18 protein-coding genes are annotated in these 18,817 nt (G+C 68.4%); 10 read left to right on the top strand and 8 right to left on the bottom strand.

Annotated elements, in window-relative coordinates:
• The first annotated feature begins 320 nt into the window (after positions 1–320).
• Both PQS31_RS00985 and PQS31_RS00990 read left to right on the top strand, forming a co-directional pair.
• Positions 321–1,313 carry a YhdH/YhfP family quinone oxidoreductase gene (locus PQS31_RS00985; protein ID WP_272760816.1) on the top strand — a complete coding sequence of 331 codons (993 nt, stop codon included), beginning with the start codon at positions 321–323 and terminating at the stop codon, positions 1,311–1,313.
• A gap of 62 nt (positions 1,314–1,375) precedes the next feature.
• The gene (locus PQS31_RS00990; protein ID WP_272760817.1) at positions 1,376–1,777 is read left to right on the top strand and encodes a response regulator; all 402 of its coding nucleotides are present in this window, start codon (positions 1,376–1,378) and stop codon (positions 1,775–1,777) included.
• Positions 1,778–1,875: 98 nt separating this feature from the next.
• Here PQS31_RS00990 and PQS31_RS00995 read toward each other — a convergent pair whose 3' ends face one another.
• Positions 1,876–2,793, bottom strand: coding sequence for a DnaJ C-terminal domain-containing protein (locus PQS31_RS00995; protein WP_272760818.1), 918 nt, complete (start codon positions 2,791–2,793; stop codon positions 1,876–1,878).
• Between the two features lie 148 nt (positions 2,794–2,941).
• Entirely contained in the window at positions 2,942–3,454 is a 513-nt protein-coding gene (locus tag PQS31_RS01000; protein WP_272760819.1) for an Hsp20/alpha crystallin family protein, read from the bottom strand.
• Positions 3,455–3,595: 141 nt separating this feature from the next.
• On the opposite strand from PQS31_RS01000, the gene PQS31_RS01005 reads away from it, so the two are divergent.
• From PQS31_RS01005 to PQS31_RS01020, 4 genes are all read left to right on the top strand, one after another.
• Positions 3,596–4,075 (top strand): peroxiredoxin, encoded by a 480-nt coding sequence (locus PQS31_RS01005; protein WP_272760820.1) that lies wholly within the window; start codon positions 3,596–3,598, stop codon positions 4,073–4,075.
• A gap of 99 nt (positions 4,076–4,174) precedes the next feature.
• A complete protein-coding gene (locus PQS31_RS01010; protein WP_096208761.1) occupies positions 4,175–5,848 on the top strand; it encodes an AarF/UbiB family protein in 1,674 nt (557 codons plus the stop codon).
• A gap of 85 nt (positions 5,849–5,933) precedes the next feature.
• Positions 5,934–6,728: a ferredoxin--NADP reductase gene (locus PQS31_RS01015; RefSeq protein WP_272760821.1), complete on the top strand. Its 795-nt coding sequence runs from the start codon at positions 5,934–5,936 to the stop codon at positions 6,726–6,728.
• A gap of 43 nt (positions 6,729–6,771) precedes the next feature.
• Positions 6,772–7,194: a universal stress protein gene (locus tag PQS31_RS01020; protein WP_272760822.1), complete on the top strand. Its 423-nt coding sequence runs from the start codon at positions 6,772–6,774 to the stop codon at positions 7,192–7,194.
• Between the two features lie 12 nt (positions 7,195–7,206).
• On the opposite strand, the gene PQS31_RS01025 is transcribed toward PQS31_RS01020, so the two are convergent.
• Positions 7,207–7,698, bottom strand: a complete 492-nt coding sequence (locus tag PQS31_RS01025) for a glutathione peroxidase (protein ID WP_272760823.1) — start codon at positions 7,696–7,698, stop codon at positions 7,207–7,209.
• 191 nt (positions 7,699–7,889) lie between these two features.
• On the opposite strand from PQS31_RS01025, the gene PQS31_RS01030 reads away from it, so the two are divergent.
• On the top strand, positions 7,890–10,085 hold the full coding sequence (locus PQS31_RS01030) for a M3 family metallopeptidase (RefSeq protein ID WP_272761432.1): 2,196 nt from the start codon (positions 7,890–7,892) through the stop codon (positions 10,083–10,085).
• 119 nt (positions 10,086–10,204) lie between these two features.
• Positions 10,205–11,080, top strand: a complete 876-nt coding sequence (locus PQS31_RS01035; protein WP_272760824.1) for an NAD-dependent protein deacetylase — start codon at positions 10,205–10,207, stop codon at positions 11,078–11,080.
• On the opposite strand, the gene PQS31_RS01040 is transcribed toward PQS31_RS01035, so the two are convergent.
• The 5 genes from PQS31_RS01040 to PQS31_RS01060 all read right to left on the bottom strand — a co-directional run bounded on the left by PQS31_RS01040 (position 11,053) and on the right by PQS31_RS01060 (position 16,047).
• Positions 11,053–11,868 (bottom strand): DUF3298 and DUF4163 domain-containing protein, encoded by an 816-nt coding sequence (locus tag PQS31_RS01040; protein WP_272760825.1) that lies wholly within the window; start codon positions 11,866–11,868, stop codon positions 11,053–11,055. The genes PQS31_RS01035 and PQS31_RS01040 overlap by 28 nt on opposite strands.
• A 164-nt stretch (positions 11,869–12,032) precedes the next feature.
• Positions 12,033–12,242 carry a cold-shock protein gene (locus PQS31_RS01045; protein ID WP_272760826.1) on the bottom strand — a complete coding sequence of 70 codons (210 nt, stop codon included), beginning with the start codon at positions 12,240–12,242 and terminating at the stop codon, positions 12,033–12,035.
• A gap of 559 nt (positions 12,243–12,801) precedes the next feature.
• On the bottom strand, positions 12,802–13,680 hold the full coding sequence (locus tag PQS31_RS01050) for a hypothetical protein (protein WP_272760827.1): 879 nt from the start codon (positions 13,678–13,680) through the stop codon (positions 12,802–12,804).
• Positions 13,681–13,781: 101 nt separating this feature from the next.
• Positions 13,782–14,396: a rhomboid family intramembrane serine protease gene (locus PQS31_RS01055; protein ID WP_272760828.1), complete on the bottom strand. Its 615-nt coding sequence runs from the start codon at positions 14,394–14,396 to the stop codon at positions 13,782–13,784.
• A gap of 19 nt (positions 14,397–14,415) precedes the next feature.
• On the bottom strand, positions 14,416–16,047 hold the full coding sequence (locus tag PQS31_RS01060) for an oligopeptide:H+ symporter (protein ID WP_272760829.1): 1,632 nt from the start codon (positions 16,045–16,047) through the stop codon (positions 14,416–14,418).
• A gap of 140 nt (positions 16,048–16,187) precedes the next feature.
• Here PQS31_RS01060 and PQS31_RS01065 point away from each other — a divergent pair, with 140 nt between their 5' ends.
• Together PQS31_RS01065 and PQS31_RS01070 are read left to right on the top strand one after the other, a co-directional pair.
• Positions 16,188–17,978, top strand: a complete 1,791-nt coding sequence (locus PQS31_RS01065; RefSeq protein ID WP_272761433.1) for a M14 family metallopeptidase — start codon at positions 16,188–16,190, stop codon at positions 17,976–17,978.
• Positions 17,975–18,811, top strand: a complete 837-nt coding sequence (locus tag PQS31_RS01070) for an endonuclease/exonuclease/phosphatase family protein (protein ID WP_272760830.1) — start codon at positions 17,975–17,977, stop codon at positions 18,809–18,811. The genes PQS31_RS01065 and PQS31_RS01070 overlap by 4 nt, the downstream gene beginning before the upstream one ends.
• Positions 18,812–18,817 lie beyond the last annotated feature (6 nt).

Below are 18,817 nucleotides of genomic sequence, written 5' to 3' on the forward strand. Positions count from 1 at the left end.
CCCCGATGCGCAATTGCCTTCCCTGCACCCGCATCCTCGCCAGCGCCGCGCGCGGCAGGCCCACGATGGCGCCCGCTCCGATGCCGTCGAGCATCTCCGGCACACCGCAGCGATCTCGCGTCTGGCGTCACGTCCCGGCATCGCATCCACCGCAGCCCGCTGTTCGAAATCCGCGCCTCGATGGACGCCACGATCATCCGCGAAAAAAAAACGCCTGGACGCGTGACGATGTCTCCGGACGATCCGGCGCATCGAATCCGCGAATCCCGACGGGCACGCCCTGTATCCTGACCTCGTCTGACACCACCGAGGTTCTACGGATGTCCATTCCCGCCCGCTTCGACGCCTTCCGTATCCACAACGACGACGCCGGTTACCGCAGCGGCATCGAACAGATCGCGATGGACGACCTCGCCGACGGCGACATCGACATCCGGGTCGCGCATTCGTCGGTGAACTTCAAGGACGCGCTGGCCGGCACCGGGCAGGGCAAGATCCTGCGCCGCTTCCCGCTGGTCGGCGGGATCGACGTGGCCGGCCATGTCGTCGCGTCGCGCGATCCCGCCTTCAAGGAAGGCGACGCGGTGCTCGTCACCGGCAGCGGCCTATCGGAAACACGCGACGGCGGTTACGCCCAGTACGCGCGTCTGGAGGCCCGCTGGGCCGTGCCGGTGCCGGCGGGCCTGAGTCTGCGCGACAGCATGATCCTCGGCACCGCCGGCTTCACTGCGGCGCTGGCCCTGCTGCGCATGCAGGAGAACCGGCAGACGCCGGATCTGGGTCCACTGGTGGTGACCGGCGCAACCGGCGGCGTCGGCTCGCTGGCGGTCGACATCTTCAGTGCCGCCGGCTACGAGGTGCACGCGGTCAGCGGCAAACCCGAGCAGACGCGCTATCTCGAATCGATCGGCGCCTCGGCGGTGCTGGGCCGCGATGCGCTCGCGACCACCCGCGCGATGGAGTCCGCGCGCTTCGGTGGCGGCCTCGACAACGTCGGCGGTCCGATGCTGGTCAGCCTGCTGGCGCAGACCGTCCCCTACGGCAACGTCGCCGCCGCCGGGCTCGCCGCCAGCGCAGCGCTCGACGCCACGGTCATGCCCTTCATCATCCGCGGTGTCTCTCTGCTCGGTGTCGCATCGGCCGGGACCCCGCGCGCGATTCGCGACACGGTCTGGCATTACCTGGCCAACGACTGGAAGCCGCGTCATCTGGACACGATATGCACGCAGGACATCGCATTGTCCGAGCTGCCGGGCGTCTTCGAACGGATGCTCGCAGGCGGTTCGCAGGGCAGGACGCTCGTCACGCTTTAAGGTCGGAGGTGCGTGGGCACGCTGAATGCGAGCTAGAATTCCGGGTTCTTGAAGGGGACACAATGGCGCGCATTCTGATCGTCGACGACTCGCCCTCACAGCTGATGGGCATCCGTCGCATCGTCGAAAAACTGGGGCATGAAGCGCTCACGGCCGAGGACGGTCAGGCCGGCGTGGACGCGGCCAAGCGGGAGCTGCCCGATCTGATCCTGATGGACGTCGTCATGCCGAACCTCAACGGCTTCCAGGCGACGCGCTCGATCACCCGCGACCCCGCGACCGGCCACATTCCGGTGGTGCTGGTGACCACGAAGGACCAGGACACGGACCGGGTCTGGGGCATGCGCCAGGGCGCGAAGGCCTATCTCACCAAGCCCTTCAGCGAGGTGGAGCTGTCCGACGCGATCGCCAAAACGATCGGCACGGGCGCAGGCGCCTCACCGTCCGGCTCCAGCCCGGACTGAGCCGTCGCGCGTGCCGGTCCTCGTCCGGCACGCGTCGCTCACTGCAACGAGCCGGGCAGGCGCTGCCTGCCCCCGCCTCTCCACCGCACGGTTCGCGCTCAGCGCTCGCCCACGTCTCCGCGCGCGAATGCCTGCCGCAAGGCCTCGTACGCGGCCGTCTGTTCCGGCGTGCGCGGCGGTGGCGCTTCGATATCGAGTTCGATCAGCTGATCGCCCGCCGCAGCGCCGCCCGTTCCGGGCAGGCCGCGGCCGCGCAGACGCAGTTTGCGTCCAGTCTCCGAACCCGGCGGGATCTTGAGCTCGACGCGCCCCCCCAGCGTGGCCACGCTCACCGTGGCGCCGAGCGCGGCGTCCCAGGCTGCGATCGGCAACGCGTGGACGATGTTGCGGCCGTCGACGTCGAAGTCGGGATGCGCGGCATATTCGATCTCGAGCAGCAGGTCGCCGCCGTGCTGGCCCTTGCCCGGCAGGCGGATCACCTGCCCCGGACGGACGCCTTTGGGAATCCGCACATCGAACGTCTTGCCCAGCACCGGCACGCGCACGCTGTCGCCGCGATAGACCGTCTCCAGCGGCACGGCCAGCCGCGCGCGCGTGTCGCCGCGGGGTGCGCCGCCGGGCGGCACGCCGCCGCCGCCGAATCCCGCACCGCCGCGGCGGCGGAAGAGCTCGTCGAAGAAATCGCTGAAACCGCCGCCGGCGCCACCGCCGGCGAAGATCTCGTCGAAATCCGCGCCGCCTCCGCCGCCGTAGCCGCCGAAACCGCCCGGCGGCGGCTGCACCTCGTCACCGGTGCGGTAGCCGCGCGCACGCAGCTGATCGAAGGCCTTGCGCTTCTCCGGATCACGCAGGGCCTCGTAGGCTTCGTTGACCGACTTGAACGTCTCCTCCGCCCCGGCCTCCTTGCTGACGTCGGGGTGGTACTTGCGGGCGAGACGCCGGTAGGCGGTCTTGATCTCGGCATCGCCCGCGTTGGGCTCGACGCCGAGGATTTCGTAGTAATCCTTGAACTGCATCGTGGTCTTGTCCGGGGCGGCGCCTGACCGGGCCGCGGCAGAGGGGAACGCCGAAACGGCGACGGCCCGCAGGATACCTGCAGGCCGTCGCGTCAGGTGTGACCCGTCCGCACCGCATCACGGCGCGGACGGACGTCGGCGGCCGGACTCAGCCCGTCGGCTCCGACGGCGACGCCGGGCCGACCTGGATACGCCGCGGCGTGGTTTCCGGCCGCTTGGGGATGCTGATCTCGAGCACGCCGTTGCGTCCGCTCGCGGTCACCGCGTCGGCGTCGGCGCTGTCGGGCAGCGCGAACCGGCGATGGAACCGGCCGCTGACGCGCTCCATCCGCGAGAAGCGGACGTCGCTCTCGCGCCCCTGCCCCTCGCCGGCCTCGGCAGGACGGGTCACACGCTCGCCCTTGAGGCTGAGGATGCCCTTGTCCATCCAGATCTCGACGTCCTCCGGCTCCAGACCCGGCAGGTCGGCGAGAATGACGAAACGGTCGCGCTCCTCGTGGATGTCGACGCGCGGCACCCACTGGCTGGTGACCACCGACGAGGTGTCGTGGCCGTCACCGGACTGGACGAACTGGTCGAAGAAGCGGCGCATGTCCTCGTGCAGGCTGCGCTCGTGACGGGTCGGGCTGTGGGAACGCCCGCTGCTGGAATCGTGTCGCATGATGCTGGCTCCGCATGGCTGTGCGGCCGGGGCCGCGATGCGCACGATCTGGGAATCACCCGCGCGGTTTCAAGCGGTCACCTCGCCGCCTGCGGCGACCGGATAGACTTTTCGTTCACTCTCCCCCGGACGGCCCCCGCCATGCCCATCCAGATCGGCGACACCATTCCCGAAGTCACCCTCAAGCACATCCACGACGGCGTCCGGATCATCGACACGCCGACCCTGTTCTCCGGCAAGAAGGTGCTCCTGTTCGCCGTGCCGGGCGCGTTCACCCCCACCTGCTCGGAGCATCACCTGCCCGGCTACGTCGAGCGCTTCGACGAGTTCCGCAAGCGCGGCATCGATGTCGCCTGTGTGGCGGTGAACGATCCCTTCGTCATGCAGGCCTGGGGCGAAAGCGTCGACGTCCCGAACGGCCTGCAGATGCTCGCCGACGGCAACGCGGAGTTCGTCCGTGCACTGGGCCTCGAGATGGACGCCAGTGCGTACGGCATGGGGCTGCGCGCGCGGCGGTTCGCGCTGTACGCCGAGGACGGTGTGGTGCGTCAGCTGTTCGTCGAGGCGCCCGGCGAATTCAAGGTGTCGTCGGCCGAACACGTGCTCGCCCAGATCGGCTGAGGCGCCGCCGGCCTCGCCGGGGACGCCACCGGCCGGTGTCCGTGAGCCGGCCTTGACGGTCCGGTGCGTAGGCTGCCTGCACCGAAGGGAGCCCCACCGATGACCGATACCAGCCGCGTGCTCGCGCGCAATGCGCAGATCCTGCGTTTCCTGATCAAGTACCGCCGCGCGGGCGTGCTCTCCGGGGTCGACATCGACCCCGCCACGTCGGACATCGACACCGGCGACGACGGCAAGCCGGAGGCCTTCGTCGACGACCTCGAAGCCCTGGGCCCGACCTTCATCAAGATCGGCCAGGCCTTGTCCACACGACCGGACATGGTGCCGCCGGCCTACATCGCCGCGCTCGAGCGCATGCAGGACGATGTCGCGCCGCTGCCCTTCGAGGTGATCCACGACGCGGTCGAAGAGGCGCTGGGCGTGCGCGTGAGCAAGATCTTCGAGACGTTCGAAGAAACGCCGCTGGGCTGCGCATCGCTCGCGCAGGTCCATCGTGCGACGCTGCGCGACGGCCGGCGCGTGGCGGTGAAGGTGCAGCGCCCCGGCATCGTCGAACAGATCCGCGACGATCTCGACACCCTCGCCCGCCTCGCCGGCGGCGTCGACCGGGTGACCGACGTGGGCCGCCGCATCCGCTTCGCCGACTGGGTGCACGAATTCCGCCGCACGCTGCTGGCCGAGCTCGACTACCGGGTCGAAGCCGAGAATCTCGATCGCTTCGACGCCCACTTCGAGGCCTATCCGACGCTGTTCGTGCCCAAGCCGATCTGGGACCTCACCCGTGCGCGGGTGCTGACCATGGAACTGGTCGAGGGCACCAAGGTCACCGACATCAGCGGCCTGCAGCGCACCGAACACGATATGGGGCCGCTGGCGACCTCGCTGTTGCACGGCTATCTGGATCAGGTGTTCGTGCACGGCGACATCCACGCCGACCCGCACCCGGGCAATCTGCTCTACACCCGCGACGGTCGCCTCGGCCTGCTCGATCTCGGCATGGTGGCCCACGTGCCGCCACGCACCCGGGAGCGCCTGCTCAAACTCCTGTTCGCCGCTGTCGACGGACGCGGCGAACAGGTGGCGGCCGAAGGCATCGCGATGGGCACGCGCCTCGAGGACTTCGACGAGGAGCGCTACTACCGCGACGTCGGGCAGCTGGTGGCCCGGTATGCCGCGCAGACGGGCGCCACCGGGCAGACCGAAGGCCGACTGATGCTCGACCTGGTGCGCCTGGCGACCGCGTGCGGGCTGCGCACCGCACCCGAGATGAGCCTGCTCGGCAAGACCCTGCTGCACCTGGAATCGGTGGTGACGGCGCTCGATCCCGAGCTGGACATGAAGCGTGTCGTCGAGGACCACCTCAACGACATGATGCGCAAGCGCCTGCGCAAATCGCTGTCGCCGGCGAGTCTGGCGAGCGAGATGATGGACCTGCAGGAACTGGTGCGCGACGCCCCGCGCAAGGTGTCGAACGTGCTGTCGCTGCTGTCGGAGAACCGGTTGCAGATGCGCGTCACCGGTCTCGAGGAGTCGCATCTGCTCGAAAGCCTGCACAAGATCGCCAACCGTATCGCCGCGGGCATCGTGACCGCAGCGCTGATCGTCGCGTCGGCGATGATGATGGACAACCCCGACGGCCCACGGCTGTTCGGCTATCCGGCGATCGCGATGCTGCTGTTCCTCACCGGTGCCTCGCTCGGCATCGCCATCGTGCTCAGCGCCCTGCTCGGTGACCGCCGCGCCCGGCCGAACGAGGAACGCGGGCCACGCTGACGCCGATGCGGCGCCGTCCATCAGATGAGAACCGGTCTCATCGGTCTGTTATGATGGGCGGCTCCCCGCGCGATGCCTGCTTGCCATGTCAGCCGCTTTTGGCACCGAAACAGTGCTGGACGTCCGCCACTGGACGGACGCCTACTTCAGCTTCACCACCACCCGCGACGACGGTTTCCGGTTCGAGAACGGACAGTTCGTGATGATCGGGCTGGAGGTCGACGGCAAGCCCTTGCTGCGCGCCTATTCGATCGCCAGCGCCAACTGGGAGGAACAGCTGGAGTTCTTCAGCATCAAGGTCGACAACGGCCCGCTGACCTCGCGCCTGCAGCACATCCGGCCGGGTGATCGCGTCCTGGTGGGACGCAAGCCGACCGGCACGCTGCTGATCCACGATCTGCATCCGGGGCGCAATCTCTACCTCCTGGGCACCGGGACCGGCTTCGCGCCGTGGCTGTCGGTGATCAAGGATCCGGAGACCTACGAGCGCTTCGACAAGGTCGTCGTCACCCATGGCGTGCGCACGCCGCAGGATCTGGCCTACCGCGACTACATCGTCAACGAGCTGCCGCATCACGAGTTCCTCGGCGAGCAGATGTCGAAGCAACTTCTCTACTACCCGGCCGTCACCCGCGAGGATTTCGAGTTCGGCGGGCGCAGTCACCGCGGCCGCCTGACCGAGCTGCTCGACAGCGGGCGCATGGCGTCCGACCTGGGCCTGCCACCGCTCGATCCGGCGCATGACCGCGCCATGATCTGCGGCAGCCCGCAGATGCTGGCCGACTTCCGCCACCTGCTGGACGCACGTGGGTTCGAGGCCGCGCCGCGCATCGGCACACCGGGTCAGTACGTCTTCGAACGCGCCTTCGTCGAAAAGTAGCCGCGCGCCGGACTACACTCCCCGCAGTTTCCGGGGAGTGCACATGAAGATTCTCGTCACCGTCGACGGCAGCGACATCAGCCTGCGGGCGCTCAAGTACGCGTTGAACCTGGCCAAGCAGCTCGCCAAGCCGGGGGCCGTCACCGTTCTGCACGTGGACCCGCCCGTGTTTCCAGGGGTCGAGCGCCGGATCGGCGCGCAGGCCGTGGCCGACTACCATGCGGCCAACCACGCACACGCGCTCGCCCCGGCCCGGGCCACGCTCAAGCGCAGCAAGCTCGCCGTGGACGAGGTCCATGCCGTGGGCGAGGTCGCCGACACCATTCTGGAAGTGGCACGCAAGCGGCGGACCGATCTGATCGTCATGGGCTCGCACGGACGCACCGCCGTGCAGGGCGTGCTGCTCGGCTCGGTGTCGACCAAGGTGATCGCGCAGACCGACATCCCGGTCACGATCATCCGCTGAACGCCGAGGTGTTCAGGCCGTTGCGGCCAGCGCCTGCTCGATCGGTGACCGCAGCGCGGATGGCGGCGTCGACGGCGCGAACCGCCGCAGCACCTGGCCATCGCGGCCGACCAGGAATTTGGTGAAGTTCCACTTGATCGCGCGGGTGCCCAGGACCCCGCGCTTCTGCTGCGCCAGCCACGCCCACAGCGGATGCGCGCCCGGTCCGTTGACCTCGACCTTGGCGAACATCGGGAAGTCGACGGCGTAGTTCAGTGCGCAGAACCGGCGGATGTCGGCGGCGTCGCCCGGCTCCTGGTGGCGGAACTGGTCGCAGGGAAATCCGAGCACGACGAGCCCGCGGCCACTGTAATCCGCCCACAACTGCTGCAGGCCGGCGTACTGCGGCGTAAACCCGCAGCGTGAGGCCACATTGACGATCAGAAGCACGCGATCGGCGAAATCCGACAGCGGCTGGTGTTGGCCCTCGAGCGTGGTCGCCTCGAAGTCGAATGCGCAGGGCATGGCGGTCTCCTGTGGAAGCGCCGAGTCTGCGACAGGCGTCGCCGCCGCGCCATCGATCTGCGGCCCTGTATCAAGTGAGGCGTGCAACACCCTGATTTTCCAAGGGCTGGCCGCGCGCGACTTCCGGCACGGGCGGTGGTCCAAGGCGATGGGCTAGCCTAGCGGGTCCTGTCATCCGGAGAGTCCCCTTGCTGAAGCACCCGCTCGCCGCCGCCCTGTGCGCGGTTCTCGCCGTCTCCGCATTGCCCGCCCTCGCCCAGACCGGCACCGGCAGCACCACCGCGCAGGCCGCGAGCGCCCAGCGCCCGGCCGACAATCCGCTGTTCGTCGAGAGCACGCTCGACCTGCAGTACCCGCATTTCGACCGCATCCAGGACGCGCATTTCGCCCCGGCCTTCGACGCGGGCATGGCCGAGAACCTGCGCGAGATCGAGGCGATCGCGCGCAATCGCGAGGCACCGACCTTCGAGAACACCATCATCGCGCTCGAGCGCTCGGGCAAGCTGCTCTCGCGCGCCCGGGTGATCTTCGGCAGCCTCAACGGCACCGACACCAACGACACGCGCCGCAAGATCGATGCCGAGTACGCGCCGAAGTTCGCCGCGCATCGTGACGCGATCATGCTCAACCCGCAGCTCTTCGCGCGGATCGACACCTTGTACAAGAACGTCGGCAATCTCGGGCTCGATGCCGAAAGCCAGCGCCTGGTCGAGCGCTACCACACGATGTTCGTCCGCGCCGGCGCCAACCTCACCGAAGCGCAGAAGCAGGAAATGCGCCGGATCAACGCCGAGTCCGCGCGCCTCGGCACGACCTTCAGCCAGAACGTGCTCGCGGAGGTCAACGATTCGGCCGTTGTCGTCGAGACCCGGGAAGAACTCGACGGCCTGAGCGATGCGCAGATCGCCGCGGCCGCCGCCGAGGCGAAGACCCGCGGCCTCGACGGCAAGTACGTCATCACCCTGCTCAACACGACCGGCCAGCCGGTGCTGCCGCAGGTCAACAACCGCGCCCTGCGCGAGCGCATCCATACCGCGTCGGTGAACCGCGGCAGCCGCGGCAACCAGTACGACAACACCCAGGTCATCGCCGACATCCTCAAGCTGCGTGCCGAGCGCGCGAACCTGATGGGCTATCCCAACCAGGCGACTTTCATTCTCGAGGACTCGACCGCCGGCACGGTGGAGGCGGTCAACAGCATGCTGGGCCAGCTGGCGCCGGCGGCCGTCGCCAACGCCCGGCAGGAGGCTGCCGAACTGCAGGCCATGATCGACCGCGAGCAGGCGGCCAAGGGCGAGCCGACCTTCCAGCTCGAGCCCTGGGACTGGGCCTACTACACCGAGAAGGTGCGCCAGGACAAATACAGCTTCGACGACGCGCAGATCAAGCCGTACTTCGAGATGAAGAACGTGCTGGAGAACGGCGTGTTTTTCGCCGCGACCCAGTTCTACGGCATCACGTTCAGGGAGCGGACCGACCTGCCGAAGTACCACCCCGACACCTGGACCTACGACGTCTTCAACGAGGACGGCAGCCCGCTCGCGATCTTCATCTTCGATCCGTACGCGCGCGCGTCCAAGCGCGGCGGCGCGTGGATGAATTCCTATGTCTCGCAGTCGGAACTCGAGGGCACGCTCACCGTCACCGCCAACCACCAGAACATCCCCAAGCCGCAGGCCGGCCAGCCGACGCTGCTGACCTGGGACGAGGTGACCACGATGTTCCACGAGTTCGGTCACTCCTTGCACGGCATGTTCTCGGACGTGAAGTACCCCTTCTTCAGCGGCACCAGCGTGCCGCGGGACTTCGTCGAGTTCCCGTCGCAGGTCAACGAAATGTGGGCCGACTGGCCGTCGATCCTCGCCAACTACGCCAAGCACTATCAGACCGGCGAGGCGATGCCGGCCGAATTGATCGAGCGCGTCCAGGCTGCGGCCAAGTTCAACCAGGGGTTCGCGACCACCGAGTATCTGGGCGCCGCGATGCTCGACCAGTACCTGCACCAGCTGCCGGCCGACCAGTTGCCGAGCGGTGATCAGGTCATGGCGACCGAAGCCGCCGCGCTCGCGGCCGCCGGCCTCGACTATCCGCCGGTGCCGCCGCGCTACCGCACGCCGTACTTCAGCCACATCAACGGCGGCTATGCGGCCGGCTACTACGCCTACATCTGGTCGGAAGTACTGGACGCGAACACGGTGCAGTGGATCGAGCAGAACGGCGGCCTGACCCGTGCGAACGGCGACCGTCTGCGCAGCACCCTGCTGTCGCGTGGCGGCAGCAAGGATGCCAAGCAGCTGTTCGTCGATTTCACCGGCGCCGAGCCGCGGATCGAGCCGCTGCTGATTAAGCGTGGCCTGGCCCCGGACCCGGCCGAGGCATCGAACTGACGCGCCCGCCGTACTCGTCCAGACAACGCCCGGCCTCGTGCCGGGCGTTGTCGTTGGCGTGGCCCGCTGGCCCACGCACGTGCGCCGCCCCGGCACACATACGGCAGTAGCATGGCGGCATGTCATCGCCCGCACTCGCCGCATCGGCTGCCGAACGTCTACACGACTGGCTCGACACCCACGCCCGGATCTTCGTTCTGACCGGCGCCGGTATCAGCACCGGCTCCGGCATTCCGGACTATCGCGACGCCAGCGGCGCGTGGAAACGCGCAGCGCCGGTAACCTGGCAGGCCTTCACCGCCGATCCGGCGGTGTACCGCCGCTACTGGGCGCGCAGCCACGTCGGCTGGCCCGCACTCTCGGCCGCGCGTCCCAACGTCGCCCATCACGCGCTGGCCCGGCTGGACGCGCAGGGCCGACTCTCGATGCTGCTGACCCAGAACGTGGACGGCCTGCACCAGGCTGCCGGCAGCCGTCATGTCGTCGATCTGCACGGCCGCCTCGACACCGTGGTGTGCCTGGGCTGTGGGGATCGCCAATCGCGTGACGGGCTTCAGCCGCGGCTGGCGGCCGACAATCCGCGCTGGCATCCCGGGCACGCGGGCGCGGCGCCGGACGGCGATGCCGACATCGCGCCCGAAGCGGTCGCCGGCTTCGTTCCGCCCCACTGCCTGGCCTGCGGCGGACTGCTGAAGCCTGACGTGGTGTTCTTCGGCGAGAACGTGCCGCGTGCACGCGTGGCCACCGCGCAGGCCGCGCTCGAGGCCAGTGACGCGATGCTGGTCGTCGGCTCGTCGTTGATGGTGTACTCGGGCTTCCGCTTCGCACGGCTGGCCGCCGAGGCCGGCCGTCCATTGGCCATCCTGACCCGCGGGGTAACCCGGGCCGACCCCCTGGCCACGCTGAAACTCGACGCCGACATCGGAGACACGCTGGCCGCACTCGGCAGTGATGTCGGCGCCGGCGATCAGCCCTGGACGAAGAGCGCGCGGTAACGCTCGGCGACATGCGGCAGCAGCACCGAGGCGGGCACCTCGACGGTCTGCACGCCGTCCGAGTACGGGCCCACCTGGTACGGCGGGAACACGAAACGCAGCGCGACCAGCTTGCCGCCCGGACCGACCACGGGTTCGAACTGCTGATAGTTGTCCACGTCGGGGCCGGAGCCTTCGTCGATCATCTTGCCGGCGGAGCGCATCAGACGGCTGCGCTCGTCGGGCTCGAGTTCGTCGGCATCGATGCGCTGCGACAACGCGGCATGCAACTGTTCGCGCACATAGGACGCGACGGGTTGCCAGCTTTCTGGCCGCGCGAGCAGCGTCTCCGCGGTCAGCAGGCGCTCGTCGGCGACCAGCCACACGAAGCGCTCGACCAGCGGCGCGTCGTGCGCGCCACCGGTGTAGCTGCTGCCGTCGGCAGCGATCGCCAGAAGATCCGGTGTGTCGGCGATGGTGGTGAAACTGAGCGACAGGTCGTACATCGTGCCGGCGGGCAGCTCGGCGCCGCGCACGGCATCCATCAGCTCGTCCCGCGCCCCCTGGGCATAGCGGTGCAGCTCCGCGGCCAGGCCGGGATACTTGTTCGCCTCGGGCGGATAGCTGATGCCCACGATGAAGCGGGCATCCATCTCGACGACGTCTTCCAGATGGCCCGGACCCTCCGGGACCGGAACCACCTCCGCGTCCTGCGCCGCACCGGCCACCGGCGCCGCAGGAGGCGGCGCCTCGCGCTGGCAGGCAAGCAACATCACCGGCAACAGGCCGCCTATCACCAACCGCTTCATCGTATCGATCCCCGTGCCGCATCCGCGGCGTCAAAACACTAACGGAACGCTAACGCGGCCGTCGTGGCCCCGCCGTGATGGCAGTCGATGGGGCACGGCGTGCGCCATAGAAAAAGCCCCGGACGCTTCCGCCCGGGGCTCGATCTTGCAGCAGGCAGGGCGTCTTAGACGGCCTGCACTTCGTCAGCCTGCATGCCCTTCTGGCCCTGGACGACCTTGAAGGTGACCTTCTGGCCTTCCTGCAGCGACTTGAAGCCGGTGCCCTGGATCGAACGGAAGTGGACGAACAGGTCCTGACCGCTTTCCGGGGTGATGAAGCCGAAGCCCTTGGCATCGTTGAACCACTTGACGGTACCGTTCTGACGATCACTCATGGTGTTACTCCTTGAAGCAGTTTGATGGGAACACGACACCCGCTGAGGCCTTGGCTTCGGATGTCGCGACTGTCGAGCAAGGGGTAACGCGAAAGCGATGGAGCGGATCGTCCCGACCGGCGAACCGGCCGTCAACTTGGATCTACCGCATCGGAGCCACGATGTACCGTGATCCCGGCCTTGAACAGTGCGCGCACGATACCGCATCTTCAGCCGGAAATGTGAATAGGCGAGCCGCGAGGTCGCAGACTGCCGCCCGCGGTCACCCGGATGCGACGTTCCGCTGACGGTGCCGGCGCCATGCGGTTTGGCGCGCAATTCTGCACGCGCGGCGTGACGCTGAGGGTCACCCGAGGGATGCCGGGACACGCTTCATCTCGAACGTGAGCCCACGTCTCCGGCCCGATCCGCGGGGCCTTTCACCCTTCTCGATCGTAGCCCGGGTCAACACCGGGCGAATCGCGACAGATCGCCTGCCGCCTACCCGGCACGGATCGATCCGCGGCGTGGCCGCCACTGCCCACCCGTTCGGCGGGCAGTGGCGTGCCCCGATCTCGACTCACTTGCTGCGGTGATCGCGCTTGCCCTGGTTCTTGCGATCGCGGGTGCTGATGCTGCCGTGGATCGGCGCCTGTCGCGTCTCACCCGCATGCAACTCGAGAACGCGCGCACGCGCCTTGGGCGACTGGAAGCCCGGGGCGGACTGCGCAGTGCCCTCGTTGCCGAGTCCATCCCAGGGCTTGGGCTGGGCGGCCTTTGCTTCCTGTTGCGCGAGCAGCTTGCGGGTATTCGCCAGTGCACGCTTCGGGGAGATTCCGGCGGATTCGGCCGCGCTCTTCTTGGTGGTCGCCTTCGTTGCGGTCTTCGATGCCCGCTTGGTGGCCGCCTTGCCTTTAACGCCCGGCGCGGCCGACGACGACGTCCGCTTGGCAGGTGCCTTCTTCGAAGGCGTTTTCGACGTGGTCGACGCCGCTGCGGCCTTGCCGGCGCCGGCCTTCGTCCGCGCAGCGCTCGTCTTCGTCGTCGCCTTCTTGCCGGATGCAGGCTTCGCCGCGGTAGCGGCCTTGGTCTTGCCCGACGCCGCCGCGCTCTTGGCAGTTTTCGCCTTGTCGCGTGCAGCCGCCTTCTCGGCCTTGGCGGTCTCGCGATGCTGGGCTTCGAGCCGCTTCAGGATGTCGGCGAGCAGCTCGACCTTCTCGCCCGTCCGGGCGTTGGCCTGGCCGCTGCGCCCCGACTTGCTGCCGGTGGTGGAACGCGATGCGAGACGCTGGCGCTTTTCGAGATCGCGGGCGCGGTCGCGTGCGGTGCGTGCACGTGTGACCAGACGCGCGAGCTTCGTCTCGCTGTGACCGCGAAGCGCGTTCGCACGACTGTCATCGTAGAGCCCCATCTCGGTGGCGTTGAGCAGGCTGGTGGCTTTGGCGCGAGTCACTGCCATGAATCTTCACTCCCGTTGTGTTCGAAGGCGAAGCAATATCACGCCGCTCATGCAAGCGTGGTGAGCACGGCTGCCTCGTGTCGCCCGGCGCGAACGCGCGCCTAGAACGACGGCGAACCCAGACGCTCGAGAAACACGCCGATGATCCTCGGCTCCATCATGACGGTGAACAGCACGCCGTAGCCCGCCCCCCACAGGTGCGCGCTGTGGTTGATGTTGTCGCCACCGCGCCTGTCCATCCAGATGCTGTAACCGATGTAGCAGACACCGAACACGATCGCCGGCATCGGAATGAAGAACACCAGCAGCAACGACCACGGATCGATCAGGATGGACGCGAACAGCACCGCCGAGACCGCGCCCGATGCGCCGAGACTGCGGTAGTTCGGATCATGCCGGTGACGCAGGTAGGTCGGCAGGATCGCGACCAGGATCGCCGACAGATAGAACAGCAGAAAGCCCACCGGCCCGATGTAGGGGGCGAACGCACGTTCGATCGTTCCGCCGAAGAAGAACAGCGTGATCATGTTGAACAGCAGATGCTGCCAGTCGGCGTGGATGAAGCCGTGGGTCAGCAGGCGGTCGTACTGCCGATGCCGGTCGATCGCGGGCGGCCACAGGATCAGGCGGCCGAGCAACTGGGGTCTCTCGAACGCCTGCCACGACACCAGCACGGTGATCGCGATCAGGACGAGGGTCACGGGTCCGACATTCATGCGCGCAGGGTTCCGTCAATCAGGCGATGCGGTAATTGTCCTGCATCGGGTAGCGACGTGCGTACAGCCCGAATGCCAGCGCCGCCGCGAATGCGAAGGCCGCGAAGAAGAACATCAGAAACGCATTCTCGCTCAACCCGGTCGAGGCGATGTACGCCGTCACCGCCTCGTTGCGTACGCCGGCATTGGTCAGCAGCACCCACAGACTGCCGAAGGTGCTGGTGAGGTACCAGAACGCCATGATCACGCCCTTCATCGCCTGCGGCGCCTGGCTGTAGGCGAACTCCAGCGCGGTGGCCGACACCAGCACCTCACCGAAGGTCAGCAACAGATACGGCAGCGACTGCCAGGCCAGCGACACCTGCTGTCCGTCGTCGATCCACAACTGCAGCATGCCCGCGACGATCCACGAGGTGCCGGAGATCGCGATGCCCCAGCCCATGCGCTTGAGCGGCGTCACGTCGACGCCCCAGCCGCGCAGCAGCGGGTACAGCACCAGGTTGTTGAACGGAATCAGCAGCATCACCAGCAGCGGGTTGAGTGCCTGCATCTGCGCCGGGTTGTCGATCAGCCAGCTCGGCCACCACCACGCCGCGTGGGGAACGATCATCTCGCGGCCCTGGATGATCCAGGTCGACGCCTTCTGGTCGAACAGCGACCAGAACGGCGTGACCAGCGCGAACACGATCAGGATGCGCAGCACGGCGCGCACACCGTCCACGGCCGCATCCGGATGCGCGCCGCGCGCGCGTTCGAGCTGCATCGAGGCGCCCCAGCCGCCCAGCGCGATGATCACGCCCAGCGACAGACACGCGGTGATGACGAACCCGAAGCTGGTCGGCCACCACGGCAGGGCGATCGTGGCCGACAGCGCCCACAGCAGCAGCATCGCCGCCGCGGTGGTGACGCCGACCATTGCCACGAGCAGGCCCGGACGGCCCTGGCCTTGGCCCCGTGCCTGCAGCGCGGTGCGGATCACCGCGGAAAACGCATGCGGGTCACGCCGCGACGGCGGCACGTTGACGTAGTGACGGCGGCCGAGCCAGAACACGAACGTGGCGATGAACATCAGCACGCCCGGCACGCCGAAGGCGACCGCCGGCCCGTAGGCGTCGAGCAGCCTCGGCGCGAGCAGCGACGCGAAGAACGAGCCGAAATTGATGATCCAGTAGAACGCGTCGAATACCAGCTTGGCCTTGCTCTTGTTGCTCTGGTCGAACTGGTCACCGCAGAACGACACCACCAGCGGCTTGATGCCACCCGAGCCCAGCGCGATCAGGAACAGGCCGGTGTAGAAGCCGTTGGCGTTGTTCTCGAACAACGCCAGGCAGGCGTGGCCGGCGCAGTAGATCAGCGAGAACCAGAGAATGGTGTGGTACTTGCCGAAGAAGCGGTCGGCCAGCCATCCGCCCAGCAGCGGGAAGAAGTACACGCCGATGACGAACATGTGGAAGATGTCCTTCGCCGCCGTGTCACGCTCGCTGCCCGCGGGCAGATAGCCGAGCAGCACCGAGCCGATCAGGAACGGCACCAGGATGTTGCGCATGCCGTAGAAGCTGAAACGCTCGCAGGCTTCGTTGCCGATGATGTAGCCGATCTGGCGCGGCATGCGGCCGGAGCCGGCCGGGGCGGCGGATGCAGGGTTGGACATGCGGGTGTTCGCGCGGTGGGAAAGGCGGCAAGCGTAGTCGAATGCGGGCCCCGCGCGGCAGAGCCGGCGCGCGGCTGCGTGCCGATGGCGCGTTACCATCGGCGGCCGTCCCGCTGCCCGTGCCCGCCATGCCGAAGTCGATGCTCCCGCGCCGCGCCCTGCCCGCCGTTCTGCTGCTCGCGGCCGTGCCGCTCTGGGCCACGTCGCCCGCCGGCCTGACCACCCACGCCGAGCGCAGCGGCTTCGTCGAGACCGGCCGTTACGACGAAACCATCGCGCTCTGCGACGCGTTCCAGGCCGCCTATCCCGATGCGGTGCGCTGCTTCGACTTCGGCGTCTCGCCGGAGGGGCGGCCGATGAAGGCCCTGGCCGTCTCGCGCAGCGGCGCGTTGACTCCGGAGGCCGCTCGCGCCGCCGGGCGTCCGGTCGTGCTGATCCAGGGCGGCATCCATGCCGGCGAGATCGACGGCAAGGACGCCGGCTTTCTCGCCCTGCGCCAGGTGCTCGACGGCGAAGCGGCGCCGGGCGCACTGGACCACCTGGTCTGGGTGTTCGTGCCGGTGTTCAGCGTCGACGGCCACGAGCGCTTCGGTGCCTGGAACCGGCCCAACCAGCGCGGCCCGCGCGAGATGGGCTGGCGCACCACGGCGCAGAACTACAACCTCAACCGTGACTACGCCAAGGCCGACAGCCCCGAGATGCAGGCGATGCTGGCGCTGGTGAATGCCTGGGACCCGATCGCCGCCGTGGACCTGCACGCGACCAACGGCGCGCAGTTCGAACACGACATCTCCATCCAGGTCGAACCGCTGCACGCCGGCGACCCGGCGCTGCGCGCGGTGGGCACCGCGTGGCGTGACGGCGTCATCGCGGATCTCGCCGCGCAGGGCTCGCTGCCGCTGCCGTTCTATCCCTCCTTCGTGCGCGCCGACGAGCCGGACTCCGGGTTCGAGGACGGCGTCTCGCCGCCGCGCTTCTCCACCGGCTATTTCCCGCTGCGCAACCGCCTGGCGATGCTGGTGGAGACGCATTCGTGGAAGGAGTATCCGGTGCGCGTGCGGATCACCCGCAACACCATCGTCTCGGTGCTCGAACACATCGCGCGGCAGGGCCGCGACTGGCTGCGCATCGCGCATGGGGCCGATGCGCGCGCGAGCGCCCTCGGCGGGCAGACGGTGCCGCTGGACTACACGACCACCGACACCGCACGCACGATCGACTTCCGCGGTTACGCCTACACGCGCACGCTGTCCGAGGTGTCGGGCGCGCTGATGACCCGCTACGACGAAACCACGCCGCAGCTCTGGCGCGTGCCCCTGCGCGACGAGATCGTGCCGGCGCGCAGCGTCACCCTGCCCCGCGGCGGCTACGTGGTACCGGCTGCGCTCGCCGATGGCGTGGGCCGGGCGCTGCGCCACCACGGCATCACGTTCGCGCGCATCGACCGGGCACAGACCGGACTCCCCGTGCAGGTGTTCCGCGCCACCACCGCTACGCCGGCAACGGCGTCGGTCGAAGGCCATCAGCGGCTGACGCTGACGGGCGACTGGGCGGACGCGTCCCAGGATCTCGCCGCGGGCGCGCTCTACGTGCCGGTCGCACAGCCGCGCGCGCGCCTGGTGGCCGCCCTGCTCGAACCCCAGGCGCCCGATTCGCTGGCGGCCTGGGGCCGTTTCAACAACTTCTTCGAGCGCAAGGAATACATGGAGGACTACGTGGCCGAACAGGTCGCCCGCGCGATGCTGGACGCCGATCCGGCCGTCAGGGCCGAGTTCGAATCGCGCCTGCGCGACGATGCCGCGTTCGCCGCCGATCCGCGCGCACGGCTCGAGTTCTTCTACCGCCGCCACAGCGCCTGGGACACACGGCTGAATCTCTATCCCGTGTTCCGCACGGAACGTCCGCCCGCCGGCGTGGAGACGGCCCGATGATCCGCGCACTGGGTGCGCTGCTCGCGACGATCGTGCTGACGGCCTGCGCCGGCACGCCGACGCGCGACGCTGCGACACCGCGGGACCTGCGCGTGGTCACGCTGAACATCTACCACGACCGCGCCGACTGGCCGGCGCGGCTGCCGCTGATCGTCGAGCAACTGCGCGCACTCGATGCGGACGTCATCGCACTGCAGGAAGTGCTGCAGACCGAGACGCTGCCCAACCAGGCCGACACCCTGGCTGCCGCCCTCGGCTACCACGCGCAGTTCGTGTCGCTCGACGCCGAAGACCGCGCGCGTCGCTACGGCAACGCCCTGCTGACGCGTTGGCCGGTCGAGACGCACGGCAGCACCGCGCTCGCGCCGCGCGAGGATTCGCGCAGCATGGGATGGGCGCGGATCACGCGCGACGGACAGCCGATCAACGTGTATTTCACCCATCTGCATGCCGGCCAGGGCGGCGCGGCGATCCGCCGTCAGCAGCTCGAGGATGCCGTGAGGTGGATCGATGCCACGGCCGGCGATGCGCCGTCGCTCGTACTCGGCGATTTCAATGCGCCGGCCGGCGCGGACGAACTGGCCACGCTCGAGCGCTTTTTCGACACCTACGGCGCGCAGCATCCGGGCGAGACCGCCACGACCACGCTGAATCCGCATTTCTTCCCGGATCTGCGCGGGCGCATCGATCTGGTGTTCGCCGAGCGCGGGCGCTTCGAGGTGCGCGATGCCCGCGTCGTGCTCGATACCCCCGATGCCGCCGGCACCTGGCCGTCGGACCATTTCGGTGTCTATGTCGAACTGCGACCACGCGCGGAGACCCGCGCGCCTTGACGCCGT

Origin of the sequence: Luteimonas sp. BLCC-B24, assembly GCF_028550595.1 — a bacterium.
Lineage (GTDB): Bacteria > Pseudomonadota > Gammaproteobacteria > Xanthomonadales > Xanthomonadaceae > Luteimonas.

What these genes read in the sequence shown, in the direction of transcription:
- PQS31_RS00995 (WP_272760818.1), bottom strand. Translation starts at nt 2,793, where the DNA reads ATGCAGTTCAAGGATTACTACGAAATCCTCGGCGTCGAGCCCAACGCG.
- PQS31_RS01010 (WP_096208761.1), top strand. Translation starts at nt 4,175, where the DNA reads ATGACCGATACCAGCCGCGTGCTCGCGCGCAATGCGCAGATCCTGCGT.
- PQS31_RS01015 (WP_272760821.1), top strand. Translation starts at nt 5,934, where the DNA reads ATGTCAGCCGCTTTTGGCACCGAAACAGTGCTGGACGTCCGCCACTGG.
- PQS31_RS00985 (WP_272760816.1), top strand. Translation starts at nt 321, where the DNA reads ATGTCCATTCCCGCCCGCTTCGACGCCTTCCGTATCCACAACGACGAC.
- PQS31_RS01070 (WP_272760830.1), top strand. Translation starts at nt 17,975, where the DNA reads ATGATCCGCGCACTGGGTGCGCTGCTCGCGACGATCGTGCTGACGGCC.
- PQS31_RS01055 (WP_272760828.1), bottom strand. Translation starts at nt 14,396, where the DNA reads ATGAATGTCGGACCCGTGACCCTCGTCCTGATCGCGATCACCGTGCTG.
- PQS31_RS01040 (WP_272760825.1), bottom strand. Translation starts at nt 11,868, where the DNA reads ATGAAGCGGTTGGTGATAGGCGGCCTGTTGCCGGTGATGTTGCTTGCC.
- PQS31_RS01020 (WP_272760822.1), top strand. Translation starts at nt 6,772, where the DNA reads ATGAAGATTCTCGTCACCGTCGACGGCAGCGACATCAGCCTGCGGGCG.
- PQS31_RS01025 (WP_272760823.1), bottom strand. Translation starts at nt 7,698, where the DNA reads ATGCCCTGCGCATTCGACTTCGAGGCGACCACGCTCGAGGGCCAACAC.
- PQS31_RS00990 (WP_272760817.1), top strand. Translation starts at nt 1,376, where the DNA reads ATGGCGCGCATTCTGATCGTCGACGACTCGCCCTCACAGCTGATGGGC.
- PQS31_RS01005 (WP_272760820.1), top strand. Translation starts at nt 3,596, where the DNA reads ATGCCCATCCAGATCGGCGACACCATTCCCGAAGTCACCCTCAAGCAC.
- PQS31_RS01000 (WP_272760819.1), bottom strand. Translation starts at nt 3,454, where the DNA reads ATGCGACACGATTCCAGCAGCGGGCGTTCCCACAGCCCGACCCGTCAC.
- PQS31_RS01035 (WP_272760824.1), top strand. Translation starts at nt 10,205, where the DNA reads ATGTCATCGCCCGCACTCGCCGCATCGGCTGCCGAACGTCTACACGAC.
- PQS31_RS01065 (WP_272761433.1), top strand. Translation starts at nt 16,188, where the DNA reads ATGCTCCCGCGCCGCGCCCTGCCCGCCGTTCTGCTGCTCGCGGCCGTG.
- PQS31_RS01060 (WP_272760829.1), bottom strand. Translation starts at nt 16,047, where the DNA reads ATGTCCAACCCTGCATCCGCCGCCCCGGCCGGCTCCGGCCGCATGCCG.
- PQS31_RS01045 (WP_272760826.1), bottom strand. Translation starts at nt 12,242, where the DNA reads ATGAGTGATCGTCAGAACGGTACCGTCAAGTGGTTCAACGATGCCAAG.
- PQS31_RS01050 (WP_272760827.1), bottom strand. Translation starts at nt 13,680, where the DNA reads ATGGCAGTGACTCGCGCCAAAGCCACCAGCCTGCTCAACGCCACCGAG.